A 25993-nucleotide genomic window follows, 5' to 3' on the forward strand; every position below is an offset into this window, starting at 1 on the left:
GTTTTTGATGGACGTCGGTGCACTGGTCCATACGGGTGATGGTGGCGGGGTTTTGATACATCGCCGGAGCGATCTGCGACTGTCACGACAAGCTGAGATGCTCCGATGGACGAAGTCAGGGAGTCGGATGGACCTGTACACCGCGATATCCTTGGGCGCGGCGGGCGGAGCCCTGGTGGAGGCCATCGCCGTCTGGACTCGCGTCAATTCATGGCAGGAGCTCCGTCGGGAGGAGCGGGAGCTTGGTATTGTCAAACTCTCAACTTTGCGACGACATCTAGACTTTCCCGTGCTTGCCGCGGTCGGTATCACTCGGCTCGTGCTCGGCGCGGCCGCCGGTGCTGTGTTCCACGAGCAGTTGATTGGCGTCGCGGCCGCTATTGCCGTTGGGGCGTCGGGGCCGGCACTGCTTCAGCAGCTGGGAGCGCACCAGTCGTTGCAGTCAGTGCACAAGTCAAATTCTAGCCTTGATCACGGTGTGTCAAAGTCTGCCATGACGGAGAAGGCGGAGACGACGTGAGGGAATCATTCTCTAGCCGCTACTGGCGGATGCTTACTGGAGCTCGGTATCGCGCTGACCCTACGGTGGAGTCTCCTGGGTTTGGTCGCAGGTACATGGCGTCGCTTCTTGGTGTGACGGAATCTCGGTCAGATTCGGCTGCGCTTTCGCAAGGCGCTTCTGAGGTGATCATGCTCCGCAATGGGGCCAGTTTCATTTCTATCCCGATTTCGCGGCGTTATCGCAAGTCGCGGAGTGCATTGATAGCGGCAGTGTCGCTTGTGACGGTTGTTATCGGAGTTGCTGCGGTATGGTACTTATCGCCTCAATTTTCGGTGATGCCTGCAATGTCGGTCCAGCCTATCGAGGTGGTATCATCGCCGGTTAGGATGGTTATTCTTGTCGACCAGTCTGCCTCGATTTCTGCAGAGGATATGAGCCGTGAGCGCGAAGCTGCTGCCTTGATAGCTCTGAGTGAGATATCTCCTCGTCCTGAGATTTCAGTAGTCGGTTTCAGTAGTGACGACGGAATAGGTCGCTCTCCGGTCGACGTCGTCTGCCCGCCGGCGGGCATATCTGGTCGCGATGAACGCGAGACTCTGTCGTCGTGTGTTGCGCGTTTGGGTTCGCGTGGATCTAGCGGAACGGACTACGTAGCGGCGCTGAAGGAAGCTCTCTCGCTGCTGGGGGACGGAAAGGATGATGAAGGGCAGAAGCTGGTCTATTTGCTGACCGATGGGAAGCTCGATGTAGCCAGCAGTCCTCGATATGGGCCTTCTCCGGAGGTGCGGAACAGTAATGCGCAGGCGGCCCTTGAGCAGACGGTTTCAGAGGCGCGGGGAAAAGGTGTTCAAATTTGGCCGATCGGTTTCGGTTCGGTGGACAAGACCTCACTTGAGAGACTTGCTTCGGGTGGATATCAGCGATCTTGCGGATCGGGAAACTTCCCTAAGGCGACCGTTGTTGATAGTTCTGCTGATGTAATGGGGGCGGCCGCAAGTATCTTCTCTGAAAGTCGATGCCTCAGGGGTAATTCTGTTTCATTCTCGAATGAGGTGCGCTATTCGGTTCGTGTACCGTACAAGGCTGGCAATCTGGCAATCACCGTGACGGGTATTTCCAGTGAGGCGGAGGTGACTTTCATTGATCCAAATGGCCGAGAAGTAGGGGGTTCTGATCGACTCCAAGCTGACATTGTCGGTGGTGGTGGTGGTGGTGGTTCGGGATCGGTTCGACTTCTCCGCGCATCAAGTCCAATTCCTGGAAATTGGCTTGTTAAGCTTAATTGGAGTGGTGTGGGTTCGATGCGGCACGTTGGTATTGTCGCAACCTGGGGCCCGTGATATATGGTTACTATAATTTGTTTTTGATCGTCTTTGATTGAATCGTAAAGTGGCTAACTTGCGCGGCGAGGATCCACGTTCCTGCCGGAGCAGATGCTGACCTTGGTAGTCGGAAGGCGCGTATTGCGCGAAGCAGCTTTGCGGATCGCCCTGGCACGGCCGGGGACCGCGGGCGGCAGCTTTTCGGTCACTGCGGTGAACGGCGGTGCTTCCTCGCCGGCGAGGACCAGGCGGGCGGCGACGTGGAAGGCGCCCAGGTTGGACAGGTCGTGATCGCTCAGCCGCGGCATGGTGTGGCGTGCCAGCCGCTTCGCGTCCTCCGGGGAGGCGTTGAAGAAGATCTTCGACCGGGCGTTCGTGCTGATGCCCTCTTCGAGTTCCTTCGGGAGCTGGCCGAGGTACTGGTGGGCCAAGGTCATCGACAGGCGATATCCGCGAGCCTCGGCGAGCATGTCTTCCAGCGGGTACGCCAGGTTCAGGAAGTTGTGGCACTCGTCGACGTAGAGCCCGCAGTCGCGTCGCTGACGCTGGGGGACGCGGGCCCGGCGGGTGGCGGCTTGCCAGGTGCGGGCGACGACGATCGAGCCGACCAGCCGCGCCGTTTCCATCCCGAGCGCGTCGCGGGCGATCCGAACCAGGCAGATGCCGCCGGTGTTGAGCACCTCGTCCATGTCCACCGTGGACGTCCCGCCGGCGATCGCGGCGCGGACGAACGGACGCAGCAGGAAGCCGCGGACCTTGTTCATCAACGGCGCGATGACCTGCGCTCGGCTCGCTTCGGACAGAGCGTCGTACCAAGACCAAAACCCGCGCAGCACGTCATCGTCGATCTGGTCGCAGGCCCGTTGCCGGAACGCCGGGACCGTGAGGAGCTTCGGCAGGTCGACCAGCGTCGGCGTGCCGGGCATCGCGGTCAGGGTGAGCAGGCCGGCGCGCAGGATGTCATCGGTGCGCGGGCCCCATGAGGAGGCGTAGATCCGGGAGAAGATGCTGACGAGGTTGTCGACCGCACGGGCCTTGTCTGCTCCCTCCAGGGGGTTGAGCACCGGCGGTCGGGCGCGCGAGTCGGCGTCGAAGAGGACGACCTTCTCGCCGAGCTCCTCGGGCAGCCGCATCAGCAGGTCCGACACGAGGTCGCCCTTCGGGTCGACGACGACTACACCTCGGCCGGCCTCGGCGTCGTCGAGGATCAGGCGGGCCATCAGCTCCGACTTGCCGGAGCCGGTCGCGCCGAGGATGTGCAGGTGATGACGCGCGTCGGCGACGTGCAGGCCGATCGGCCGGGAGTGCCCCGAGTCCGACAAGCCGAGCGGCTTGATCAAGTCGCCAGCCGTGGCGATGCCGGGCGGCGGCGGTACCGCCTTCGCGCCGGCGCGCTGAAGGCCGGGCGTGGCTTCGTCGATCGGCAGGTGCGCGAGCGCGGCCAACTCCGGAATCGAGAGCAGATCGCCCCTGCCGAACCGACGTTCGGTTAGAACCTGGACTGGGGCCCGGCGGAGCCGGACCCGGCGGTAGTAGTTGTGCTCGGAAAAGGCGGCGAACGCCGAGGCGATCGCGTGGCCGCGTCCCCGCAGGACCTCCCGGACCGCTTGGACCTCGGCGGTCGTCGCGTGCTCGGGGACCGTGGTGGCGACCGCGTATCGGATTCGGGTCTCGAACTGGTTCTGCCGCAGCTTCTCCACGATGGCGCGGTCTTGCGCGGCGAACTCCAGGCTGGTTTGCCGATCCAGCCCCGGCGTCCGCGCACTGGACGACGACTTCACGGTTTTGCCTGGCGTGACGACGTCCAGCAGCCGGCCGACCAGGTTGACCGAGCTGCCCGCGTGCACCCGCTTCGCCGCGCGCCGTGCTTTGGTCACGCGGTGCCCGGCGACGGGACGGGCGAGGATCTGCACGCAGGCCCGCTCGTGGGGGCCGAGCCCGACCGGGGCGCCGAGCAGGGCCCGGATTGGGTCCGCGGGGTGCTCGGTACGGATCGGGAGTGCTTCTGATCGAGCCAGCCGCAGCTCGCCGCCGGCCGCTTCGATTCGCTGGCCCGCCGCGGAGGCGGTGGGGATCGGGGGCTTGGCCGGCGTCGTGCGGGTGTGCGCTCCGGGCCAGGCCGCCTCGATGGCGCGCTCGACCATGCCCGGCGGCACCAGGCCAGGCACCCACAAGCGGATCTGCACGCCGTCGTCGGTGAACGTCAACTCGAAAGCCAGGTGAGGTTGCCCGCCGAAGCGCCGCCGCCAGCCTGGTCGCAGCAGGCCGACCAGGTTGGACCACACGGTGATCGCGCCGGACGGATCGACGGTCGGCGGCGCGAGCACGGTGACCAACCGGGCGTCGGTGACCAGGCTCGCGTGGAAGCGGCGGCGCCACCGGCGCCGAGCGATCACCGCGGTGGTCGTCACGACCGCCAGTACCGGCCCGGCGATCGGACCCCAGGTAAAGATGAGATCGCGGAGGTGGGTCAGCACGGTCTGGAACGCACCGAGCGGGTCGCGCAGGTAGTCGCCGGCAGGTGAGGCGAGAGAGGTGGACAGGGCGAACGGCCAGGACATCAAGACCTCCGAACGTAAGTTGGAGCGCCGGATCAGGCAGCGCGCGGCTCGCCGCCTTGCTCAGGCCGGGCCTCGATGGCGCGCGTCTGCAGCGCGTCGGAACGGGGGTTGTCGACGACCAGCCGCAGACGCGTGCGGCGGGCGGAACGTGCGGCGTCGACTTCGGCCTGCCATTCGGAGAACCGGCGTCCAGCCAGGCGCTTGAGGTAGCTCGGAATCTGGTTTGCCGGCACGCCGACCAGCTGCGGGCCGAGGACCGCGAGGAGGTCGCTGGCTTCCTGCGAGGCCCACCCCGCCTCGACGATCGCCGCTTCGTCCGGGAACACGTCGGCGACGCGGTCCACTGCCGGGTCAAGCGCGGCGTCCTGTTTGCCGCCGTACGAGTAGACCCACAGGAAGTTCGCCGGCGCATCGGGCTCGACGAGGGACCGGAACCGGGAAACCTCTTTGGTGTACGCGTAGAAGTTCGTGTTCGGGCGTGTCCTGCAGATGTCGAGCCAGGCCAGCAGGTAGTCGTCGGAGAAGAAGTCGCCGCTGTCGTGGATCCTGATCCAGCCACCGCGGAACTTGGCCGCGCCGAGTTCGTCAACCATCGCGGTTCGCCAGCCGGCCAGGTCGTCGAGGACGTACATCAGGTTCGCCTGGTGCTTCGCAAGGACGACGGGCCAGGTGTACGTGCCGTGCTACTGGTAACCACGGATATCAGAACATGCGGAATAGGCAGTCGTGCTGCCAGGGGTCATGCGTCGAGCGCGCTGGTGCGGCAGGTATCGCAGCAGCGAGCATCGATAGAGCCGATCGCTTCGCCGGCTACTGCTACTGCTCAACCCGTCGGCCCGCACCATCACACTTACCACTGACGCTGCTACCAGCGGGTCACTGATCGCCAAGCACGTCGGCAACCGTGTGGAACCTTGACCAGGGAGGGTGCATCCATCCCGCCGAGCAGCTGCCCCGGCACGACGGGGACCTTGCGCGGCGGTAGGCACCGGAGGATCGTCGAGATGTTCCGGTCCGCATGTGGTCGAGATCAAGCGTGACGATTGGGTGACTTGAGGTCGTGCGGGCCTCTATCAGCTGCGGAGGCGAGGCTAGAAAGCTATGGTGGATCAGTCGCTCGTAACTTCTGGCTTCGACGTCGAGACGCTCCTGTCTGAGCGCTATCTGCAGTACCTGCTGTTCACCCGTCTCGAAGCTGGACTGTTCGAGTACGCGTTTCGGATCACAAGGCCACCGATGCGTCCTGGCGATCCCGGCCATGATGCCGATGTTGTGATCGCACCGCCACAAGACTACGACCGCCTCTACCCGCCGCATCCAGATGCGCCGATCGCGGTCGGTGACCCATCCAGCTTCATCATTGAGATCGTCGAGGGCGGAAACCAGCCAGTAGTTCGCGCGCAGTTCTTCGTGACGGTGACCGACCTGATTACGGGCGACCAACTTGCAGACCTCTTTGATCTGTTCGTCAAGCTCGAGCTTCGGTCTGATACCGATGAGCGCGAGTTCGAAATCAACCACCGCCTGTCTCTTGAGGTGATCGACATCGGCGGAACACTCGAGCTGTTTCTGGAAGCGGCCGGTGTGTCCAAAGACGAGATGCTCGCTGGGATCATGGGAAGAGTCAATGGTGAAACATCCCTTGGGCTACTGCGCGGATCTGTCCAACAGAGCGCCCTTCAGGCATACGTCGGCGGTCCCGGCGTGCCCGCGGCGCTCGGCGTTTACGTCGATCTCGCGCTCAAGAGCGGACCTGGCCCAGATGAGTATCTGCCTCCGCGGGGCAATATCGGCGACGGACAAAGCTTCCTAGACCTAGGGCAGGATCTCGCGTTCGCCACGTCGCCGCATCTCCTCGACTTGCTCGGTCCTGACATCCGATTTCGGATGGCCGAACTCAAAGCTGATGGCAGCGGCTACATCTTCCCGCTTCGCGACGAAAGCACGGTTGACAGACATGTGCTGGGTCGCAACTTGGGAATCGTGGTGGGGCCTGAGATAGGTCCCCCGCCGTTGAACCTTCCCACAGGTCGGTTGGAGCTGCACCTGCGCGGGGAGTACACCGACGCGCCCTTCGATCCCAACTTTGGCTTCAGCCTGCTACTTCGACCGGTGTTCGAGGACGGCACTCTGACGTGGGACTTCGACTCCGATCTGGACTTTGGGCTCGGAGCGGTCGTAGTGAGTTTTCTGGCCGGCGCTATCGCTGGTGCCCTTTTTCTGAATCCGGTTCTAGGTGCAGGCGTATTTGTTGGCCTGCTGATCGCCAGTGACTTAGTAGCAGAGCCGATCATTGCTGCTGCCGTCCAGGACGAAATCGTCGACTCCGTCGACCTGTCATTCTTTGACGCCCTTCCTGTGCGCGTGGTTGGTGCACGCCGACGCTGGGATCCTCTGTATACCACCAATCACCAGGTCGTGACCCTCATGGACCAGATGGTGATCAATGCTGAGGGGATCGCCTTCTCGGGAGTAGTAGCGGTTGGCAAGGATCCCACCCCGAAGGCTGTCGTACCAATCAGAGACGTCGAGCGGAATGAGGACGGCTCGCTGGCCTACTTGCAGTATCGAGTGAACGATTTCGCGAATTTCACTTCCGATTTCGCCGCCATAGCTCCAGGGACCGACCGCCGTGACTACCGGTTCGTGGCCTCCCGGGGCCCCACTCTCGTCAGCCTCTCCGACGCGCAGATCCATGACCGGCTTCAGTCTGATCGGCCAGCAGGTCCGACCCGCCTGACCGCGCCGATCTCCCTCGTGCCCAAGGCAATACACGTCGTTGACGGGCAAATCGACAATATCCTGTGCATCGCACGCGTAGAGATCACCGAACAACATGACGCACTCATTGAGGACTTCAAGATAACGACAAAAGGGCAAATCCTTGCCGACCAAGGACAGGAAATTCGCGAAAACGTATTCGTAGAGCTTCAAGCACTACTCGGCCGTGATCCCACCGCGCAAGAGTTAAACGAAGCCGTTAACGGGCGTGTCGACTTGCTCGTCGAGCCGCTTGTTGGGCCATTTGAGCGGGATGAACTGCCGAGTCTTTTGGAGGGCGTCATCGCCCGGATTTTGCAACTTGACTTGACTCCAGAGGAATATGCGATCCGACAAGATGCCGGAGTCCTTCTGATCGAAGATAAGGAGATCATCATCCGTAAGGGCAAGCCCTACTATCGCGACCGACCCGACGGCGTCTCAGATGACAACCTGCTCGCGCTACCTCATTACGAACCACCGTACCGGCCTTAATCGACAGAAGGCGATATGCTGACCCGTCGTGATCCAGCGGCCAGCCGTTGTTGAGGCCGTGTCCTCAGCGAGGACTACCTGAGGTCAAGATTGGTGGACGATGCTGAGCATTCCTGTGAGGGCACTGCCGGGGTGATGGCTGGCTCGGACCGCGTCGCCGGTAAGGGCGGGGAAGCGGCTTTTGACGGCGTCGATCGCCACGGTGCTGCCAGCGCCGATCACCGTGCCGACTAACCCGCTGGTAATCACGGTGGGCTAGCCACCTGGGAGTGCCGGGACTAGCTGACGACGACGGACGGAGGTCCTCGACCTGCCGCTCGAGCGTAGCTGCGAAGTCGCTCGAGTTGGTGCAAGATGTTGTTATGTCCCCGGCGAAGCCACCTAAAGGCGTCAGTGAGCTTACCAAGCGCTTACTCTTCGGTAGTGCGAACCACTGTGCCTTCCCGGAATGTTCTGCACCTCTGGTGCTCCTTCACGGGCGGATTCTGTCGGTCAACGCCGAAGTGGCTCACATTCGCTCGCCGGAACCTGGTGGGCCGCGACATGTCGCAGAATATAGCAGCGTGCATGCCTTCGAGAATCTGCTTCTTCTATGCAGCTCCCATCATCATCTCATCGATCAGCATCCCGAAGAATTTCCTGTCTCGGTGTTGGAGCGGTGGAAGGGTGATCAAGTCGCTCAGATAGGGCAGCCAGTTCCCTATGAGTTGCTGGCGGCTCTTCGTCGGCAAGTTGCCGAGCTTAGCGAGGTATCTGAATCTCAAGATTCAAATGAAGGATCTTTGTCGGGGTGGGGTCTTAGGCTCGTCAGGGCGTCGAGCACGGAGTCTGGAAGTTTCTGGATCGAACCAGCTATTGATGGAGTTTCGGTCAGTTCGGGTGAAAATCCGGGCTATTTTGGTGTCGACCTCAATTGGTTGCGTTCTCGACGAGAGCTCGATTCGGATTACAGTTTGAGTGAGGCTGGTCTAGAATTCGATGTGAGCAAATCTACGGGCGTAAGTGTCTATGTCTTCGAAGACGATGACTTGAAAGATGGCGAGTATGACTACGCTGTGTGGCTGACGGATGAGAAGGAATTGCATCGAAGTCTGATGGATCTGATTCGAAGTAGCCGGACGCTGCCTACTCGTCTTCGGGGATTCATGACCTTTGTCACCTATGAAGGGATCTCAGAGTCTTTTTATGGTCGTTGGATTTCGCCACTGGATATTCCTTCATGGAGCAATCTAATCAAGGAAAACTGGGACAGTATTGTCACGTACTTGAAGTCTAATTGAGTGTTGCGCGACGAGTGAGTTCGGCGGCGTAACCGGGTCGAGTGTTGCCGGCGTCTTGTGTCCAGCGGGTGGCGCGGTCGAGGCTGATCCCAAGCATTCGCGCGATCACGGCGGCGGGCATCTCGGCTGCCATCTCCATGAGCGCGGTGTTACGTCCTAAGGTCGGTGAGATGCCTAGGGCGCGGAGTCGTCCGAGCAGGTCGCGTGGAGAAAGCGGCTGACCGAGTCGTTTTGCGGGATAGAGCCACGCTTCTTGGTCGGGTGTGGTTACGCTTCGTCGGTCGGGGAGTAGCTGCAGGACAAGCTCCCCGACCATTGGGGGCAGCGAGATCGGCGTGTCGGCGAGAAGGAGCTCCACGCTGTCCTGATTGATGATCACATGCTCGGTCGTCAGTTGCGTGATCCGCACGGCTCGTTGGCCATAGAGCAAGACGAGGAGTCCCGCGACGCGGTCGGAGGTCGCAATGGTGTCGTCGTTGAGGAGTCGTCGAACCAGGGACCATCGCTCGTCGTGGTCGGCGAAGACTTCGCGAACGGGCTCGTTGCTCAACCGGGGAACCTCGATGCCTCTGGCATGACCGCGGCTAACAGCCCAGGTCACAAAACCGCGTGATCGGGAAAAGGAGTCGTTAGTGAGCCAGTCGTCGATGTCGGCTTGATTGCACGCGGCCAGGCTCCGGCCGCGGTCGTGCAGCCAGTTGAGCAGGTTGGCGGCGGCAGTGAGGGAGTTGACGGCATAGGTTACCTGCTCGTGGGTCAGCCGCTGGCGGCTGGCGATTGCACGCAGCCGCCGCAGGTGATGCCAGCTAGCGAAGTTCCGCAGGATCTTACGACTGGTCGGATCCTTGACGCGGCCGATTCGACGCGCGGTGGAGCGTTCCAAGCTGACCAATCGCTCGTCGCGTGCGGAGAGAACACCGGCGTCGACAAGGATCGTGCGCAGGCGCGTCACCGCGGTGGCCGGGGTCAGTTCGTCCAGCTGTGCGTGTGTCACGGGACCGGACGCGACTGCCAGAGCTGAAAGCATCCTCTGTGTGCGAGTTCGGGCTACCCAGTTGAGGCCGGTCGCGGCGTCGGTGGCGGTCAGCGCACCCTCGACGGCCTGGATCTCGGGACGGACGGTGCCGTCGGGGCCGGTGAGGAGATTACGGACTGCGTCGGGCCAGGCGCAGGCAACACAGATTCCGATCCGGTGCTGCGATCCGACGGCACCGCAGCGCTCGCAGACGTGCTGGGCCGCGGGGCCGTGCTTGTAGCAGGTTTGGCACAGGCCGCCGACGTCGGTGCGGATGCGCAGCGGACGAACGCGTTGGCATCCGGTGCAGGTGCCCATAGATCCACACTCTTTGCACAGTGGCTTGGCGTCACTGGTGCGACGACTGACCACACGTTTCCGGCCGCAGTCCGAGCAGGGCGTGGCGCGAAGCTTGTCGGAGCAGTTCTTGCACCGTGGTGACGCGGTGTCGGTGTGCAAGCATGGCTTGGACTGCTTGCACGACGAACAGATCGCGGTCGGTGGCTGTGCCCAATTTTTGCAGAGCACGCTGCTGCCGTCGCGGCGGGCAGGCAGACTGAACTGCCCGCAGCCGCTGCACTCTTCGTGCAGTGACGGTTCGGCTCGGGCGAATTGGCCGCACAGCGACTCGCCGTTGTCGGTGCGTCGGACCATGGTGGCAGCCTTGCCGCAGCGAGCGCAGGGCTTGGTGTGGGCGTTGTTCCAGCAGCTCTTGCAGCAGCGCAAGCCGTCCCGGCCGTGAGACAGACGGACGACGCGGTCGCAGTACGGGCAGGCCGGAGCGACGACGCCGGCCACGTCGCGCGCACACAGCTCGGCGATGAGCGCGACGACGGTCGCCGAGCCGTGCGCTCCGGCGCCGGTGAGCAGGTCCGGTCTTTCGGCAAGCTGACTGGCCACCTTGTTCCGGTTCCGTTGGTAGGGAATCATTTTCTGGACCAGCGCCGCTACCTCGCCCTGGTCGACCGCGGGGTTCAGCCTCGAGATGATCGCGGCGACGATGTGCTCAGGACTGGATACCGGGCGCGTCATGAGTCGGTGATCCTCGCTCGCTTGGGCCGTATACCACCGAGTCCGCTGTGCGGTCCCGAGTCGGGGGCGGAGTTGTCGCCAACCGCATTGGCGCGGCGTGAGACGGCGGCGATCGGCACGATCAGCTCGTCCATGCGGCAGTCCAAGATGTCCATCAGCGCGACCAGAACCTTCAGGCTCAACCGCTCGGGCTTCTCCGTGACCAGGCGCCAGATCTGGGTCGAGGACAAGGTGATGCCGCGTTCGACCAGGTGCGGCCGGATGTCGGTGGTGCTGAACATGCCACGGGCGGCCATGATCTCCCGCAGGTTCCAGGTGTAGTCGAGCTTGGCGGTCACGCCGCTCCTCCTTCATTCGGTGGAAAGTCCACGGTCCAGGTGCCGACGCAGCATCGTGTTCATGAAGTCTCCGGACACTCCGGTGTAGATCGCTGTTGTGCTGGCGAACCGGTGCCCGACCTGTTCTTGGACGAACTTCGGGTCGGCACCGTCCTCGATCAGATGTGTGACGTGGCTGTGTCGCAGGCAATGCGGTACCAGATCTGAGTCCATGCCTAGTGCGTCACGGTAGACCGCGAAGCGCTCCTCGATCTCGCGTGGCCTTAGCCGGCCACCGCGCTCGGTCACCCACATCGCCGGATGATCCGGCAGGCCGAACCGAGGTCGGGCGTTGATCAGGTAGTCCTCGACGGCCTCCACGGCCCACGGCATGGTGGATGCCACCATGCGCCGCTTCGGCGGCGATCCTCTGGACCGCTTGCCCCAGCGCACGTTGAGCATGCCGAACTTGCCAAGCTCCGGAGCCTTCGGATTTCGGTACCAGTCCACACGGTCCAGCTTGCTGGCCTCGGTGACGCGCAATCCCCATCCATAAAGGACTTTCATGACCGTGGCGTCACGGTAGGCGGTCAGTGCGCCCTTGCGACCGAGCTGTACAGCCCTCTCAACCTGGTCGTCGGCGTAGTCGAACAGAGCCTGGCACTCCTCACGAGTCAGCGGCCTGCGACCCGGGCCGCCCTCGTAATCCACCAAGTGGGCGGCGCTGTTCCATTCGTGCACGATCTGCACCGGATGCGTGCCGAATCGGGCTTCGCATTCGCTGACCCAGCCGTAATGTGGCGAGGTGATGTAGTCGCAGAACATGCGGATCGCGCCCTGGTAGTTGCGCAGCGTCGACTCCGCCAACTCCTGCTCCATCACCAGTTCCGCCGTCCACTCGTCCATGTGAACGGCGGTCCAGCGCCAGGGATACTCGTTGGTGTACGCGGTAAACCGGCGAATGACACTCCTGCGACTGTCGACAGTGTCTTGCTGAAGCCGTCGTCCGCCGCGCTGTTGCTTCTCCCAGCCGGCCAGCATCGCTGTCAGTACGGCGTCCTCAGGGCGCAGCAACAGGACGTCGTCGGCTAGCTCCAACCGTGCCGAGCCGGGCGGCGGATCGCCGCGAGCAGCCACCATGCCTCCTTCCGCCTGTTGGAAGAATCTTGCATCAGATGAAAGGTCGAAGGCAAACGTGCAGGTAGGAGCACTGAGTCGAAGTTGTAGTAGAGTTAGATGAAGCCGTGACGGCGCAGCAGGAACGCCGCACATGTCTTTCGTTCGATGCAATTCCGCGTGGAGCGGGCGTAGCACGCTTGCGCGCAAACCCCGGCGCTCGGGCACGTGTTGTACGTGCGGCCGTCGGCCAGACGCCCGGCCCAGGCCGGCAGCGACCAGTTCCAGACGCCGATCTGGCGCATTTCCCTGTTCTGCGTCAGCAGCAGGGCAGGACGACGAGCAGCTGAAGTAGACATGAGCATCCCCTTGGTGCAATTCGAAATTTCAGGCGGCTTCGAGATCGACGAAGGAGCTTTCGACCTCCGCGGAGGTGTCGGAATACTCAGCGAGCTCGGCGGGGTTCGACGTGACGAGCTGGTGCTCGACCGGCGACGCGATGGACTGGAACGCCACTCGTTGCGTGCCGGTGCTGAGCAGTCCTTGGCCGCGGTCGGCGGTGAGGAGGAACTGCCGTTCGCCCTGCGAGAGGTCGAAGATCCGGCTGATTTCGTCGATTGCCTGCGGTGCCTGGCGCAGCAGGATTTGCGTCGCCGCGTTCGCGATGATCGCCTTGCCCAGGTCGGTGCTCGTCACGTCGGGGGCGTCCTGGGTCGCCACCGTGACGCCGCCCCACCACTTGCGGGAGCCCTTGGACATCCGGAGGAGGAACTCGCCGCCGGCGGGGTCCTTCATCAGCAGCCAGGCTTCGTCGACGACGACTTGCCGGGGTTTGCGGATGGCGGGATTGGACACTTGGCGCCACACCGCATCGAGCGCGAGAAGCGTGCCGATCGCCTTGAGCTCGCCGGGGAGGTCGCGCAGCGAGAACACGACGAGGTGGCCCTCGGGCCGTGTCGTGGTCGGACCGGAGAACAGCCCGGAGAACGCGCCCGTGGTGAACGGCTGTAGCCGCGCTGCGAGGTCCGCCCCCTCTTCCTCGGCCAAGACCTCCGCAAGGTCGGCCAGCAGCGGCGCCGGTCGGGTCCAGGTCCGCGGATCCGACGTGACGCCGGCGCGCTGGTAGGTCGCGGTGATCGCCCGGTCGAGCGCGGCCCGTTCAGTCGCGGCGAGCTCGCTGCCGAGCAGCACCGAGATGACGGTGTGCAGGAAAAGGCTGCGCCGGATGAGCGCGTCGCGGGGAGCTGTCCGGCGTCCGTCCGGCCGGGTGTGGATCGGCAAGTCCATCGGGTTCAGCCGGACCTGTTCGGCGCCGAGATGGACGTAGGTGCCGCCGACCGCGGCGGCCAGCCGGGCGTACTCGTCCTCCGGGTCGATGACGTGGATCTCGATTCCGCGGTACAGGCTGCGCAGGAGCTCGAGCTTCACCAGGTAGCTCTTGCCGGCGCCGGACCGGCCGAGGATCACGCTGTTGTGGTTGTCGAGGGCGAACCGGTCGTGGTGGACGAGCCCTTGGCTCCCGACGTTGAAGCCGTAGAGCACGCCGCTCGGGGCACCGACCGAGGTCGGGTCCGGCGGCGGCAGGTCTGGTGACGTGAATGGGAACGCCGCAGACAGCGCGCTGGTGTCGAAGGTGCGGCGCATCCCGACCAAGTCCAGGCCCATCGGGAGACTGGTGATCCACCCCTGCAGGCTCCGGTAGGTGGTGGGTTTGCAATCCAGCAGGAGCGATGCCGCCAGCGACCGGATCGCGGCGACCTCGTCGCCGAGCGCCTCCTCGGTCGCGGCGTGCACGGTGAGGTAGAGCCCGAGCCGGTAGAGCTTGCCCTCGCCGCGGGCGACTCGCGCGGACAGGTCGTAGGCGTCCTCGGTGGCTGCTTCGACCTGGGGGTCGATCAGCCGTCCCTTGTCGCTGGTGTGCCGACGACCGGATTCCAGCTTCGACAGCTGCTTCTTCAGCCGGTTGGCCGCGGTGACGGGGTCGATCGGCTCGATGTGCAGCGAGACGTCGACTCGTCCGGGATAAGTCAGCAGGGGCTGCAGCCAGCCGGGATGAACCTCGCGCGGGTAGCCGGTGACGGCGAACGATGCGACCCATTCGCCGCCGACTTCGAGCGCTCGGGGACGCACGGAGATGGCATCCGGGGTGAACGCGCCGGCCTGCCCGACGGGTGCCTGCCTGCTTGCGGCGTCACGGTGCCTGGTCCTCTTCATCGGCGGTCCCTCCTCGCGACGTCGTCGTAGTCGTCGGAGTCTTCGTCGTCCTCCCACCCGGGCTCGGCAGCGCCGAACGCGTCTTCGGTGGCGAACGCGGTGCGGCCGAACGCGGTGTCGTTCCAGCTCTCGTCCGGGGCGGTGGTGATGACCTCGTCGGAGCCGGCGAGGTCGGAGTTCGGCGGGATCAAGCTGTCGGGGTTGCACGCCGCGGCGAGGACGGCGGTGGCCTGGCCGGCATCCAGTGGGGTGACCACGATCCCGGACGGCGACAGCAGTTCCACCGCCTCGCCCAGCCGACGCACCAACCGCACTTCGGCGGCGCGTCGGGCGGCGTCGTCGATCGAAGCAACCTGCCTCGCAGCCCTGCGTCGCGCCGACAACGCGGCCAGCGGCGAGGCACCGCCCAGTCCGTCGGTCGGGCCGCTGGTTCGCAGCGGCTCTCGCAGGATCAGCAGGACCTGGCGCCGCAGCAGGTCGGTCGCGCGGCCGAGCTGATCGAGGTACTCGGCGTGCTCACGCGCAGCCCGTTCCAGCGCGGGGTGCGGCAGCCCGCCGGCCTGTTCGCGAAGTTTCCCGATCTGCCCCGACAGGTCCAGCCGTTCCGCCCGGACGAGCACCTGGACCGGCGCGGTCAGCGAGTGCAGGTACCGGCCGAAGGAGGTGACGAGCGCCTCCTGCTCGGCAGGCGTGCGCAGCCCGAAGTTGATCGTGGAGCAGACCGCGACCACGGCGGCGCCGTCCTTGCCGAGGTCGATGACGCCGGTATCGGTGATCCCTTCGGCGGGTAGCCGGAGCGCGGCCGGTGCGATCGCCGACGTCGAAGAACTCGTCGGGCTCGCGGCCTGGCCGATCCACTCGGGTGCGGGCCGGACGCCCTCCGGCGCAGCGACCCGGTGCTGAGGGCTCAGCCGCTGGCGCAGCGCCGCCAGCACGAGCCGGTCGAGGGAGACGCCGTCGCGCTGACCCAATGCGAGGAAGGCGGCAGTCACGCCGATCGGGATGGCGATGACCAGGAACACCGCCAGCGGGATGAACGCGCGGGTGACCGTGTACGTCCCGTACAGCACGATCCCGGTGACGGTCAGGATTAGCAGCTGTCGCGCGGTGAGCGGACCGATCACCCGGTCTTCGCGGTCGACATCGGCGGGAATCCGGACGGGTTGGCTCATTTCGCTTCACCTCCGGTGGCTGGCTTTGGCGCGCGGAACATCGGCGGCGGAACGGACTGGGTACGGCGATGGGCATCACCGAGGCGGAGCTCCGGCGCCGCCTGCCGGAATGCCGGCGCGGCAGGTGCGGAGGTCGGTTTGGCTGGGAGCGGTTGTGGTGCGGGCGGCGTCGCTGGACGGAACTGCAACTGCGGTGGCACCGACGCTGACCGGATCGGGCGAGCCGATGGCGATGTGCCGCCACGTCGACGCGGCCCGCCGGCGGTTTGAAATTGCGGAGTTGCCGACCGTGGCCTTCGTTGTGGCGTGGGCGAGACAGGCGTCGGCGCGGAACTGAATTCGGGCATGGTCGGTCCCTGGTTCGCCGGGATCACGGCGGGGTCGTGGGTGCTGTCTTGGGGTGAGGGCTGCAGGAACTGCGGCGCTTGTGAGGGCAGCGTCGGCCGCTGGGCTGCGCGGGCACGTTCGGCGTCGTGGGCCGCTTTGAGCCGTCGGTTGATCGCTTCGGGGTTGGGCGCCATACGCGGTTGTGCCGGCCATGGTGGGTCGGCCGCCGCGCCGCCGCCGCGACCGGCGTTCTTCGTCGCACCGGCGGCGCCGGCCTTGCCGAACGCGCCGGTCTTGCCGGCGACCATGCCGAAGGTTTTCGCCGCGATGTATGCGCGCGCCAAACCTCCGAGGAAGGAGCGGCCGGAGCCGACCTTGACGGCCTTCAGCATCCAGAACGGGATCTTGAACAGGACGAAGAACAGAGCGATCGCGGCGATCAGCGTGCCGAGCGCGGACAGCGTCGAGCCGAACAGGTGCACGCCGCCGGACAGGAACGTGCGTACCGCGGTGATCAGCACCAGCGCCTGGGCGAACTGAACGCCTGTCGTCACGGTGATCGCCTTCCACCACCAGTGCGCCAGCGGCTCGGTGTGGGGCAGCCCGTGGCACATCAGGAAGAACGGCGCGCTGATGATCAGGACGAGGGTGATGACGATCCGGACGACGTAGACGACCAGGAGGCCGAGGCCGAGGACCACCAGCACGAGCGCGACCAAGATGATGAAGAGCCCGCCGGTCTGGATGCCTTGGACGGCCTCCTGGAAGGTGTTGCCCAGCGAGGGCGCGTTGACTCCGTCTCCGAGGACACCCAGGGTCAGGCCGTTGGCCAGCCGGATGAGCTTGTCGGCGAAGAAGAGCGAGAGCGCCGAGGCGATGAACGCGATCGGGATGCGTGGCCCGATCTCCTTGATCGAGTAGCGCGTCTGGACGGTCTCGTGGCCCATCAGCAGGATGCCGCCGAGCAGGATGAGCAGTCCGTAGGCGGCGACCACGATCTCCCAGGAGCTGTTCCAGAGCTCGCCGATGCCGGGCAGGTCGCTGATCGTCGGCGTGGACAGCGCGGTGTGGCCGATCAGCTCGAGGATCGGATCCAGCGCGTCGTCGACGACACTGCGGAACGCCGAGTTGATGGCCTCGGTGATGCACGCGCCGACGTCGGTGATGCCGCAGTCCGAGTCGCTGTCACCGCTTCCGGTGCCCGGCTGCTGCGGGTTCGTGCTCGGCGCCGGCGGAGTCGGCTGCGGGATACAGTCCTCGCCCGTGCACGGCTTGCTCAGCGTGGTGGTCGGCGTCGACGATGTGCAGCCGAGCTGGCCGGGGAAGCTGCACGTCGTGGGCGTCGGCAGCGCGGTCGGCGGAGGCAGCGGCGGGTCCTCCGGCGGCTGCCGAGGCGCGGCCGACGAGGCCCACGCGTTGACCGCGAGGATGCCGGCCAGGAGCACGACGGTCAGCACCAGCAGCCAGCCCGCTCGCCGGCGCCGCCGCCGGATGGAGACCTGCTGGCCGGCGTCGCGGACGGGGGCGAGCATCGGTCGATCCGCCGCGGCAGCGGTCTCGGGCGGGCTGCCGGACCGGCGGTACGGGCGAACCGTGGGCAGGGTGCTGACGGCCATCGGTCAGGCCCCCACGATCCCTTTGAGGATCTCCACGACCAGCGGCGCGAGCGCCGCCAAACCGTAGCCCCACCCCGCGGACTTGAAGGCCGTCTTGGCCTTCTCGACCTCGCCGGGGTCGCCGCCGCCCATCACGTAGCGGACGCCGCCGATGGACAGGAACACCGTGGCCAGGCCAGCCAGGATGCCCATGATCCAGTTGCGGACGTTGTCCAGGACGGCGGTGACCGAGCCGGCGAGGGCGACGACCATCGTGTCGGCGTGACCCGCCGACGCCGAGACCAGCAACGCGACGGCCGACAGCTCGACCACCAGCACCACGTGCGACCACCGCCGACGGCGTCCTCGCCGAATGGTCGGAGCATTCGACAGTGTCGAGCTCGTATCCGTGGTCCGGTCCGGCGGCGTGCCGCCGTCGAGACGAGCACTACGCGGCCCGCTCTCGGCATCGATCACGCGCATTGGGTCACCTCCGAAGTTCGGGCTGAGCGCGGGTTCGTCCCGCAGCCCTGAACTCCGGAATCCGCGTCCGTTTTGGACACGCGGCCCCGAACTTTCCGCTTCGCGTCGCCGTCTGCGGTGAACACGGATGGTGACGACTGGGGCATCTCGCGAGGGGGTGAGGCCAGGGCCACAGCGGTAGCCACCTGATCGACCAAGGGGTCGGTCGGATCGGTCTCGACGGCGCCTTCGCGCAAGTACGCGGCGAGCCGGCGCTCGGCGCGTTTGCGTGCCTTGTAGACCGCCCACTCGCCGGCCTGGTGCCGCGCGGCCCAGTCCGCGACCGACACCTCTTCCAACCGGGTCGCACCGATCAGCGCGGCTTCGGTCTCGGTCAGGACTCCGTCCGCGACGGCACGGGCGAGGACGAGATCCGGGTGACCCCACGGCGCGTGCGGCGGCGTCGATCGGAAGCCCGGCGCGACCGGAGTGGGACTCGCCAACGCCTCGGCGAGAGCGTCGTAGCCGGACCGGTACGCGGCCCAGCGCAGCCGCAACATGATCCGCGGCGGGCGCAGGTCGATGGTCGACAGCGCCGCGAGGAAGCCACGCAGGACCTCGGCGTGAACGTCGGCCGGATCGCCGGCGAACCGGTTGGACAGAATGGCCGCGACGGAGGTCAGCGCGGGCAGTGCGACGCCGACCGCAGCGACGGTCCAGGTCGCCCCTTCGGTCCGGGAGCGCAACACCAGGTGCGCCCAGACCGCATCCCGCGTCGCCTGCGGGCACCGGCGCGCCAGCAGCCGGTCGCGGACCTCGTCCAGCGGGATTTCCTCGTCCGGGAGGCCGGTGAACAATCTGCCGTTCAGCGAGACCGGATGTGGCCCCGTCACCAACAAGGTGAACGTGTCGCGGGCGATATCCAAGGAGTTCGGTGCTGCCTCGCTGCGACGGCGGCGAAAGGCGGTTTGTGTGGCCATGTCGTGGCTCCTACGGCGTCGACGCGAATAAGAACGACGTCATGAAGCCAGGCCTCGTACCACGCAAATACCAGTTCGCTGCTAGGCGTCTTTGGCGGATTTTCGGATAGCTACTAGCGGCCTACTAATCAGTCCTGACCAGGCTGGACGTCAAGATCAACATCTCGCTTGGAGCTGACTGGACAAAACGTTGCGTTACGCGTCTGACGTGGCGTTATAGTTGCCCGCTAGTGCGGCGCTATTAGCTCGTTTGGCGGTCCCCCCTTCGACATCAATCGGGATGTGAAAAGAAGCTCGATGGCGCATGTCCAAACTGCGGTCGAAATGCGGAGTTGAGAGGTGTCAGAACGCATAGCGTCCACCGCTCGGAGGAAACCGCGATGACCCCGTCACACCACGATGACCCGCCAGAAGGCAGCTCGAACGAGCACGGCGTCTCCGACCCGCCGACCATCCCAATCCCGCATCCGCGGAGGCGGCGCACAAGGCACCGGGTCAACTTGCGCCATCCCCGCCCAGCTCGGCCGAGCACCGTCTGGCCGTGCGCTCAGGACGACGTCCTCGCGGGTACTGGACTGCTCGCCGGCTGGCTCCTCACCGCGATCATCAAGATCGTCACGACCTACACCCGGCCCGGTCAACGGGTGCTTCTCGTCGAGCCCGCGCCCTACCTCGCACCGTCTGCCTCGCGGCCGGCGTGTGGTCCCCGCGCCCGGTCTCTGCCCGGACCGTATGCCGGGGTGCACGAGGCAGGCTGGACCGTCTTCCGACTCGGTCGCGGCGTCCGGACGCAGACTGCTGTCGCCAACCCGGGGCCGGTTGGCGAGCAGCACGGCGACGCACCGGACGAGTCCGAGTCCGGACCCGGACCGCTCGCTCGCGGTCTCGTCCCCGACGAGTTCGCAGGGTACGGTTGCGGGCCGGACCCGGTCACGTCAACGTCCGGTCCGGACCGCTACGACCTGGTCATCACCGCGGCCGAACCGCGCGCCCTCGACTGGTTCCGTCCGGCTGACTGGGCCGATCTGCTCACCTCAACGGGCACGCTTGCCGTGATCACACACGGTCATCGCGAACCAGGTCGCCTCATAAACTCGGCCGGTTCGCTCGTGCGCGGCGCGCACCACGTGGGACTGCGCTACCTCGACCGCGTCGCCCTGCTGCGCGTTCCGGTGCGGGACGGCGCGCTCGCCGCCGCGGCGCCGGCCGCGCAGATCTTTGCGGCGCCCGTCCGGCACCTCCCCGTGCACGATGACCTCCTCGTGTTCACCCGCCGGCCGACGTCGATGTCCGGGACCGACGGCGGGGGAGACCTCCGATGAATGAGCGCTCTATGGCACCGCTGTCGGTCTGGTCGACCGGTCAGCGTGACCTGCTCACGCAGCTTCGCGACGCGGGCTTCGTACCCGGCACCGAAGCCGACACCGAGCGAATTCCACCGGCGGTCGCTGCGCACGCGATCGCCGCGTACTCGCGTCCCGGCGACCTCGTGTTGGACCCGGATTGCGGCGCTGGCACCGTGCTTGCCGAAGCGCTGCGCGCCGGACGACATGCGCTCGGACTGACCGCCCACAGCCGATGGTGGAAGCTGGCTCGCGCCAACGTCACCGCGGCCAAGGCCGGGGGCGCTTGGTGCGACGGCTCGGTCCTCGACGCGCGGCCGAAGGTGCTCTCGACCGTTCGGGCCGCCGGGCTGCTCGGACGAGTCGGACTCATCCTGACCAGCCTGCGTACCGCGCCGGACCGCACGACCGGTACAAACTCGGCAGCTGCGGAAGTCGTCGTCGCAGAGCTCTCCACGACGCTGGTCCATTGCGAGCCACTGCTGCGTTCCGGCGGATACGTCGCCGTCGTCTCGCGTCCCCGCCGCCGGGCCGACGGTTCCCTGACCGACCTGACCACGCCGCTCATCGCGGCCGGCGTCTCGGCCGGGCTGGCGCCGATCGAGCGGTGCGTGGCCCTGACAGCCGAACTGCGCGGCAGCCGCCTCGTGACTCACGCCTCCCTCGCCGAACGCCGCGCCGCGGACCGAGCGCAGACCGCGGTCGTCGCCCACCTCGAAGTGCTCGTTTTCCAGCTCGTTCACGACGCTGAACTCGCCGCCGCTGAGGTCGGCCGGCTGCCCGTCAAAACCGTTGCAAGCCCCGGCTGGGGGCGAGCGGCATGACGTGGCCACGATGGCTGTCCAAGCTATGGACAACTCTGTGGTCGGGCAGGTCTCTCGCCGACTCCGAAGTCCAGTTTGGTGACGAGCTCCTCCTCGCTGCCCACCACGCCGAGACCACCCGGCGTGCCCGCGCGGCAATGGCCGAAGTCGTCCGCGCCGGCTATCAGCTCGGCCCGCCGCCCTACGGCTACCGTGCCCTGCGCATCCGCGTGATTGAGCCTGCCGGACGCGGCAAGCTGCGGGCGGTTCTCGTCCCGGACTGGCAGGCCGCCGCGGTCGTGAAGCAGATCTTCAGCTGGCGCGCCGAAGACGGCCTGACGTTCGCCGCCATCGCCGTCCGGCTCAACGGGGATCCGCGCCAGTACCCGCCTCCGGTGCCCGGCGGTCAGTGGACCGGCAAGGCCGTCCAGCGGATCGTCGCCAACGTCAAGTACACCGGGCGCCAGGTCTGGGCGCGCACCGTGGCCGGCCGTCCGGCTCCCGTCGAGCAGTGGGTGACTTCGGCGCCGAAGGTACACGAGCCGCTGGTCGACGAGCGCGTGTTCCAGCGTGCCCAGCCCCGGACGGGGGATGAGCCGCGGTGCGCTTGAAGATCGTTCCCGTGACTTTCCGACAGGCCTGCGCGTTCATCGACGCGCACCACCGGCACCACCGACCACCTCGCGGAATGAAGTTCGCGATTGGCGTCGCGCGCGGAGACGAACTGGTCGGTGTGGCGACAGCCGGCCGTCCCGTCGCTCGGTGCCTTGATGACGGTGTCACGCTCGAAGTCACGCGCAGCTGCACCGTCGGCGAGCCGAACGCGAACTCGAAGCTGTACGGCGCTGTCTGGCGCGCGGCGCGAGCCATGGGGTACGTGCGCCTCATCAGCTACACACAAGCGGGCGAGAGCGGCGCGAGTTTGCGTGCCGCGGGCCTGCTCCCCGTTGCCGATCTCCGGCCCCGCCCGGGCTGGACAACGGCGTCTCGGCCGCGCCCCTCGCGGGGCGTCGACAACGTCCGCCGAACTCGGTGGGAAATTTGCGCCGGAAAGTAGACAGTCGCTTCAGGCTTGTGCGTGCTGGGGTGATTCGTCTTGTGTGCCAGCTGTTTCAGCTGGTACAGCTGGCCGAGATCGCCAAGGTCCGAGCGAGCACGAGGGTCGGGGGAGGTGACGCATGGCAGGCGCGGAGGACGTCATTCAATTCCCGCATGGTCGGCGCGCTGCAGCCATCGAAGCGCAACGGCAGTGGGAGTTCAGCGCTGCTGTTCATGAAGCACGCGGTGCTGAGGCGGCCTGGCTTGCAGGCGAACTCGCGACCGTGCTGCGAGACCTGCTTGCTTGGGCACGTGAAGATCGCGAGCTTGGCGCCGAATCCGTAGACGACTCGCAGGAGCGTGCCGCATGACCGAGGCTGCCAATCCTCCATCTCCTGCCGTCGCCGCACGGGCCGGGCACACCGGCATGTCCGACCTGGCGGTCTCACCGTTCGCGCTGCCGCTGGCATTGCGCGCGAAGGAGGTCCGGGTCGCGTGGGTGGGCCGGACGTCGACCGAGGAGCACCAAGATCCGCGGCAGTCATTGCTCCGCCAGCTGGAGCGGTCCAAGGTCGCGTTGCCCGATTCCTGGGTGATCGTCGCGCACTTCTACGACGTCGAGTCCGGACGCATGGAGCTGGACAAGCGAAGCCGGAAGTCGAACTACGAGCGCTTCGACATCCCGATCGCTCGCGACGGTGGGATCGGCGACCTGCTGGCTGAAGCGGGCAGGCCAGGCCGTCGGTTCGACGTCGTGATGTGCGAGTCGATGTCGCGGATCGCGCGCAAGATGTACGAGACGTTGAGCGTCGAGCGTCGGCTGGAGGACGCCGGTGTGACGGTGTTCGCCTCGAACGAGCCGATCATGCTCACCGGTGGTCGTGCCCAGCAGATCCTGCAACGGCGGATCAACCAGTCGGTGGCCGAGTACGAAGTGCTCAACATGCTGGAGCAGTCCTGGGGCGGGACGTGCACGCACGTCCGCGAGGGCTACAACATCGGCAAGGCGCTTTACGGCTACCGGGCGAAGAAGTACCGACACCCGAACCCGGTCAAGGCCGAGAAGGGCATCACGAAGACCCGCCTGGAGCCGGACGGGCAGCGGGCCGAGACGGTCACGTTGATGGCCCAGTGGCGCTATCACGAGCAACTGGGCTTCGACACGATCGCCGAGCGGCTGAACGCGGACCTGGAAGCACACCCGCCGCCGGAACCGCCCGGTGGCCGGCGTGCCAGGGGAGCGTGGTCGAAGTCTGCGGTGGCCGATGTGCTGAAGAACCCGAAGTACACCGGCTACCAGGTCTACAACCGTCGCGCTCGGCGCAGCCGGGGTGGCACCGGTGTGGTCAACCCGCCGGAGATGTGGGTGTGGTCGGTTGAGCCTGCGCATGAGCCGTTGATTCCGAAGTGGATGTACGACGAGCTGGTCGAGCGTCGGCTGGCGAAGCGCGGGTCGCGGGACGGAAGTGACCTCAACCTGCATCCGAACACCAAGCGGGCCTACTTGCTTCGCGGTCGGGTGGTCTGCCGTTGCGGTCGGCGGATGCTCGGGCATCACCACCGCGGGCACAACTACTACCGCTGTTGGCCGAAGAACAACAACCGCGGTCGGCTGGACAAGTTCGCGGACCATCCCCAGACGGTGTACATGCGCGAGGACGCCATCCTTGCCGCGGTCAACCACGTGTATGCCGAGTACCTGTTCGGTCACCGCCGGATCGACCTGCTCGCCCCGCAGCTGGATCAGGCCGACGATCGGGAACGCACCGAACGGCGCGAGCGTCGAGTTCGGCTGGAGAAGCGAGCCGCGGACTTCGCTCGCAAGCAAAGCAACATCCTCAGCCAGGCCGAGGATGCAGCCCCCGGTGATCCCTTCACCCAGGGTCTGAAGGACCGGTACAACGCGATCGGGGCCGAACGTCAGCTCGTGCTGGATCAGATCGCCCAACTCGACCAGGACGACCAGCAATCGCCGACCACAGCCACCCGCGAGGACCTCGACGTTCTCGACCTGCTGCCGCACCTGGCGGTCAACCTTCACCGCGCGCCGGCCGAACTCCAGGTCCGGCTCTACGAGCTCACGAAACTCCACGTCAGCATCGACCACGAAACGGATCACGCCATGATCGACATCACACTGCCTGGCGACAGGATCGAGGAGGTGGCCACAGCCGCAGCGGACGCGGAAGTCGTCCGGATGGCGAAGCCGCAGGTCGACGCTGGTGTGATTGCTGCGGGTGCCCCCGGTGAGATTCGAACTCACACTGGACGGGTTTTGAATCCGTTGCCTCTGCCAGTTGGGCTACGGGGGCGTGACGTAGTGACTCTACGGGATCACTGTGTCCGGCGAGTTACCGGGGCGCAGAGTGTCGCGCCCGCCACTACGTGGTGAACGCCATCTCTGCTTCTGGATCGTTCCCGGTAGGCTTCAGGTTCGCGGGAAGCCGCGAAACCGACCGTCCCGCCGAATCTTCAGGAGGACCCCGGTGACCGATCAGGCTACCGAGGCCAACGGTGCCGCCACCGTGCCGCAGCGTCGGGTGCTCGTCGCCGAGGACGAGGCGCTCATCCGGCTGGACCTCGTCGAAATGTTGCGTGAAGAGGGCTACGAAGTCGTTGGTGAGGCCGGGGATGGCGAGCAGGCCATCTCCCTCGCCACCGATCTCAAGCCCGACCTCGTGATCCTCGACGTCAAGATGCCCAAGCTGGACGGCATCGAGGCCGCCGCCAAGATCACCGGTGACCGGATCGCGCCCGTCGTCATCCTCACCGCCTTCAGCCAGCGTGACCTGGTCGAACGGGCGAGGGACGCCGGCACCATGGCCTACCTCGTCAAGCCCTTCGCCAAGCGGGACCTCGTGCCCGCCATCGAGCTCGCCGTCAGCCGGTTCTCCGAGCTGCAGGCCCTCGAGGCCGAGGTCGCCGGGCTCACCGACCGGCTCGAGACGCGCAAGGTCATCGACCGCGCCAAGGGCCTGCTCATGAGCCGCCAAGGCCTCACCGAGCCCGATGCCTTCCGCTGGATCCAGCGCACCGCCATGGACCGCCGGACCACCATGAAGGCCGTCGCCGAGGCCGTCGTCGAAAGCATCGGAACCTAGCCGGACCGACGGCCGGCGGGCAGAATCACGAGTGTGAAACTGCTGCCGGCCGTCGTCGCCCTCACACTGCTGGCCGGGTGCGACGCCGCGGCGCCCAGCACGCCCGCGCCGACGACCTATGAGCTGCCGCCGCGCCAGGTCCGGCCCGACGAGACCGCCCTCAAAGTGCCGCTCGCGAAGAACGGTGACACCGAGTTCTCGCTGATCGGCCTGGCCGCGGGCCTGCCCAGCATCACCGGGAGCCACACCGAGTTCCCCGCCAAGGGCCAGTTCGTCCGGCTGCGGCTCGTGATCACCAACACCGGGACCTCGAGCGTCCTGTTCGACACGAAACGCCAGCTGCTCGTCGACGACCAGGGCGCCACCCACCCGCCGGACGAGCAGGCCATGCTGATCAAGCGCCAGCCCGGCCAGTTCGACCTCGGGCACGGCGTGCGCGTCGAGTTCGACCTCTACTGGGACATCCCCAAGGACCGGAAGCCGGTCGCCGTCAGGGCGTTCGGTGGCCCGACCATCACCGACATGAAGAACGCCAACGGCACCGACATCAAGCTGTGA

General features: G+C 66.0%; 21 protein-coding genes, 1 tRNA gene and 2 pseudogenes. 12 read left to right on the plus strand and 12 right to left on the minus strand.

Features of this window, described 5'->3' with window-relative positions:
• The first annotated feature begins 127 nt into the window (after positions 1 to 127).
• Both AB0N03_RS19765 and AB0N03_RS19770 read left to right on the plus strand, forming a co-directional pair.
• Entirely contained in the window at positions 128 to 520 is a 393-nt protein-coding gene (locus AB0N03_RS19765; protein ID WP_364373398.1) for a hypothetical protein, read from the plus strand.
• Between the two features lie 170 nt (positions 521 to 690).
• The gene (locus AB0N03_RS19770) at positions 691 to 1842 is read left to right on the plus strand and encodes a vWA domain-containing protein (RefSeq protein WP_364373599.1); all 1152 of its coding nucleotides are present in this window, start codon (positions 691 to 693) and stop codon (positions 1840 to 1842) included.
• Positions 1843 to 1895: 53 nt separating this feature from the next.
• Here AB0N03_RS19770 and AB0N03_RS19775 read toward each other — a convergent pair whose 3' ends face one another.
• Together AB0N03_RS19775 and AB0N03_RS19780 are read right to left on the minus strand one after the other, a co-directional pair.
• The gene (locus AB0N03_RS19775; protein WP_364373401.1) at positions 1896 to 4385 is read right to left on the minus strand and encodes a DUF87 domain-containing protein; all 2490 of its coding nucleotides are present in this window, start codon (positions 4383 to 4385) and stop codon (positions 1896 to 1898) included.
• Positions 4386 to 4417: 32 nt separating this feature from the next.
• A pseudogene (locus AB0N03_RS19780) lies at positions 4418 to 5056 on the minus strand (hypothetical protein); the annotation flags it as partial.
• 433 nt (positions 5057 to 5489) lie between these two features.
• Here AB0N03_RS19780 and AB0N03_RS19785 point away from each other — a divergent pair.
• Positions 5490 to 7640 carry a hypothetical protein gene (locus tag AB0N03_RS19785; RefSeq protein ID WP_364373404.1) on the plus strand — a complete coding sequence of 717 codons (2151 nt, stop codon included), beginning with the start codon at positions 5490 to 5492 and terminating at the stop codon, positions 7638 to 7640.
• A gap of 362 nt (positions 7641 to 8002) precedes the next feature.
• A complete protein-coding gene (locus tag AB0N03_RS19790) occupies positions 8003 to 8920 on the plus strand; it encodes an HNH endonuclease (RefSeq protein WP_364373407.1) in 918 nt (305 codons plus the stop codon).
• Here the strand turns inward: AB0N03_RS19790 and AB0N03_RS19795 are convergent.
• The 9 genes from AB0N03_RS19795 to AB0N03_RS19835 all read right to left on the minus strand — a co-directional run bounded on the left by AB0N03_RS19795 (position 8913) and on the right by AB0N03_RS19835 (position 19150).
• Complete coding sequence (locus AB0N03_RS19795; protein ID WP_364373410.1) at positions 8913 to 10967, minus strand: hypothetical protein; 2055 nt, start codon at positions 10965 to 10967, stop codon at positions 8913 to 8915. The genes AB0N03_RS19790 and AB0N03_RS19795 overlap by 8 nt on opposite strands.
• Positions 10964 to 11305: a helix-turn-helix transcriptional regulator gene (locus tag AB0N03_RS19800; protein WP_364373412.1), complete on the minus strand. Its 342-nt coding sequence runs from the start codon at positions 11303 to 11305 to the stop codon at positions 10964 to 10966. Before AB0N03_RS19800 ends, AB0N03_RS19795 begins: the two co-directional genes overlap by 4 nt.
• Positions 11306 to 11317: 12 nt before the next feature.
• Positions 11318 to 12424, minus strand: coding sequence for a tyrosine-type recombinase/integrase (locus tag AB0N03_RS19805; RefSeq protein WP_364373415.1), 1107 nt, complete (start codon positions 12422 to 12424; stop codon positions 11318 to 11320).
• Positions 12425 to 12516: 92 nt separating this feature from the next.
• Entirely contained in the window at positions 12517 to 12759 is a 243-nt protein-coding gene (locus AB0N03_RS19810; protein ID WP_364373417.1) for a hypothetical protein, read from the minus strand.
• Between the two features lie 28 nt (positions 12760 to 12787).
• Positions 12788 to 14614 (minus strand): DUF87 domain-containing protein, encoded by a 1827-nt coding sequence (locus AB0N03_RS19815; protein ID WP_364373419.1) that lies wholly within the window; start codon positions 14612 to 14614, stop codon positions 12788 to 12790.
• The gene (locus AB0N03_RS19820; RefSeq protein WP_364373420.1) at positions 14611 to 15786 is read right to left on the minus strand and encodes a PrgI family protein; all 1176 of its coding nucleotides are present in this window, start codon (positions 15784 to 15786) and stop codon (positions 14611 to 14613) included. The genes AB0N03_RS19815 and AB0N03_RS19820 overlap by 4 nt, the downstream gene beginning before the upstream one ends.
• Entirely contained in the window at positions 15783 to 17645 is a 1863-nt protein-coding gene (locus AB0N03_RS19825) for a hypothetical protein (protein WP_364373422.1), read from the minus strand. The genes AB0N03_RS19820 and AB0N03_RS19825 overlap by 4 nt, the downstream gene beginning before the upstream one ends.
• An 87-nt stretch (positions 17646 to 17732) precedes the next feature.
• Positions 17733 to 18050 carry a pilin gene (locus tag AB0N03_RS19830; protein WP_364373424.1) on the minus strand — a complete coding sequence of 106 codons (318 nt, stop codon included), beginning with the start codon at positions 18048 to 18050 and terminating at the stop codon, positions 17733 to 17735.
• 131 nt (positions 18051 to 18181) lie between these two features.
• Positions 18182 to 19150: a hypothetical protein gene (locus AB0N03_RS19835; protein WP_364373426.1), complete on the minus strand. Its 969-nt coding sequence runs from the start codon at positions 19148 to 19150 to the stop codon at positions 18182 to 18184.
• Between the two features lie 500 nt (positions 19151 to 19650).
• Between AB0N03_RS19835 and AB0N03_RS19840 the strand changes: the two genes are divergently transcribed.
• The 6 genes and pseudogenes from AB0N03_RS19840 to AB0N03_RS19865 form a co-directional block, all read left to right on the plus strand.
• Positions 19651 to 20472: a hypothetical protein gene (locus tag AB0N03_RS19840; RefSeq protein WP_364373428.1), complete on the plus strand. Its 822-nt coding sequence runs from the start codon at positions 19651 to 19653 to the stop codon at positions 20470 to 20472.
• An 11-nt stretch (positions 20473 to 20483) separates the two neighbouring features.
• Positions 20484 to 21317, plus strand: a complete 834-nt coding sequence (locus AB0N03_RS19845) for a DNA methyltransferase (protein ID WP_364373430.1) — start codon at positions 20484 to 20486, stop codon at positions 21315 to 21317.
• The gene (locus AB0N03_RS19850) at positions 21314 to 21907 is read left to right on the plus strand and encodes a recombinase family protein (RefSeq protein ID WP_364373432.1); all 594 of its coding nucleotides are present in this window, start codon (positions 21314 to 21316) and stop codon (positions 21905 to 21907) included. The genes AB0N03_RS19845 and AB0N03_RS19850 overlap by 4 nt, the downstream gene beginning before the upstream one ends.
• Positions 21898 to 22353 (plus strand): XF1762 family protein, encoded by a 456-nt coding sequence (locus AB0N03_RS19855; protein ID WP_364373434.1) that lies wholly within the window; start codon positions 21898 to 21900, stop codon positions 22351 to 22353. Before AB0N03_RS19850 ends, AB0N03_RS19855 begins: the two co-directional genes overlap by 10 nt.
• Before the next feature lie 121 nt (positions 22354 to 22474).
• Positions 22475 to 22705, plus strand: a complete 231-nt coding sequence (locus AB0N03_RS19860; protein WP_364373436.1) for a hypothetical protein — start codon at positions 22475 to 22477, stop codon at positions 22703 to 22705.
• A gap of 398 nt (positions 22706 to 23103) precedes the next feature.
• Positions 23104 to 23952, plus strand: a pseudogene (locus AB0N03_RS19865) (recombinase family protein); the annotation flags it as partial.
• 620 nt (positions 23953 to 24572) lie between these two features.
• On the opposite strand, the gene AB0N03_RS19870 reads toward AB0N03_RS19865, so the two are convergent.
• Positions 24573 to 24646, minus strand: a tRNA-Leu gene (locus tag AB0N03_RS19870).
• Between the two features lie 174 nt (positions 24647 to 24820).
• Here AB0N03_RS19870 and AB0N03_RS19875 point away from each other — a divergent pair.
• Positions 24821 to 25435, plus strand: coding sequence for a response regulator (locus AB0N03_RS19875; protein WP_155546120.1), 615 nt, complete (start codon positions 24821 to 24823; stop codon positions 25433 to 25435).
• A 33-nt stretch (positions 25436 to 25468) separates the two neighbouring features.
• Positions 25469 to 25993, plus strand: coding sequence for a hypothetical protein (locus AB0N03_RS19880; RefSeq protein WP_364373439.1), 525 nt, complete (start codon positions 25469 to 25471; stop codon positions 25991 to 25993).

The organism is Amycolatopsis sp. NPDC051061 (genome assembly GCF_040682935.1).
Lineage (GTDB): Bacteria > Actinomycetota > Actinomycetes > Mycobacteriales > Pseudonocardiaceae > Amycolatopsis.

What these genes read in the sequence shown, in the direction of transcription:
- AB0N03_RS19820 (WP_364373420.1), bottom strand. Translation starts at nt 15,786, where the DNA reads ATGAGCCAACCCGTCCGGATTCCCGCCGATGTCGACCGCGAAGACCGG.
- AB0N03_RS19845 (WP_364373430.1), top strand. Translation starts at nt 20,484, where the DNA reads ATGGCACCGCTGTCGGTCTGGTCGACCGGTCAGCGTGACCTGCTCACG.
- AB0N03_RS19790 (WP_364373407.1), top strand. Translation starts at nt 8,003, where the DNA reads ATGTCCCCGGCGAAGCCACCTAAAGGCGTCAGTGAGCTTACCAAGCGC.
- AB0N03_RS19815 (WP_364373419.1), bottom strand. Translation starts at nt 14,614, where the DNA reads ATGAAGAGGACCAGGCACCGTGACGCCGCAAGCAGGCAGGCACCCGTC.
- AB0N03_RS19765 (WP_364373398.1), top strand. Translation starts at nt 128, where the DNA reads ATGGACCTGTACACCGCGATATCCTTGGGCGCGGCGGGCGGAGCCCTG.
- AB0N03_RS19805 (WP_364373415.1), bottom strand. Translation starts at nt 12,424, where the DNA reads ATGGTGGCTGCTCGCGGCGATCCGCCGCCCGGCTCGGCACGGTTGGAG.
- AB0N03_RS19825 (WP_364373422.1), bottom strand. Translation starts at nt 17,645, where the DNA reads ATGCTCGCCCCCGTCCGCGACGCCGGCCAGCAGGTCTCCATCCGGCGG.
- AB0N03_RS19860 (WP_364373436.1), top strand. Translation starts at nt 22,475, where the DNA reads ATGGCAGGCGCGGAGGACGTCATTCAATTCCCGCATGGTCGGCGCGCT.
- AB0N03_RS19770 (WP_364373599.1), top strand. Translation starts at nt 691, where the DNA reads ATGCTCCGCAATGGGGCCAGTTTCATTTCTATCCCGATTTCGCGGCGT.
- AB0N03_RS19835 (WP_364373426.1), bottom strand. Translation starts at nt 19,150, where the DNA reads ATGGCCACACAAACCGCCTTTCGCCGCCGTCGCAGCGAGGCAGCACCG.
- AB0N03_RS19850 (WP_364373432.1), top strand. Translation starts at nt 21,314, where the DNA reads ATGACGTGGCCACGATGGCTGTCCAAGCTATGGACAACTCTGTGGTCG.
- AB0N03_RS19795 (WP_364373410.1), bottom strand. Translation starts at nt 10,967, where the DNA reads ATGACGCGCCCGGTATCCAGTCCTGAGCACATCGTCGCCGCGATCATC.
- AB0N03_RS19810 (WP_364373417.1), bottom strand. Translation starts at nt 12,759, where the DNA reads ATGTCTACTTCAGCTGCTCGTCGTCCTGCCCTGCTGCTGACGCAGAAC.
- AB0N03_RS19775 (WP_364373401.1), bottom strand. Translation starts at nt 4,385, where the DNA reads ATGTCCTGGCCGTTCGCCCTGTCCACCTCTCTCGCCTCACCTGCCGGC.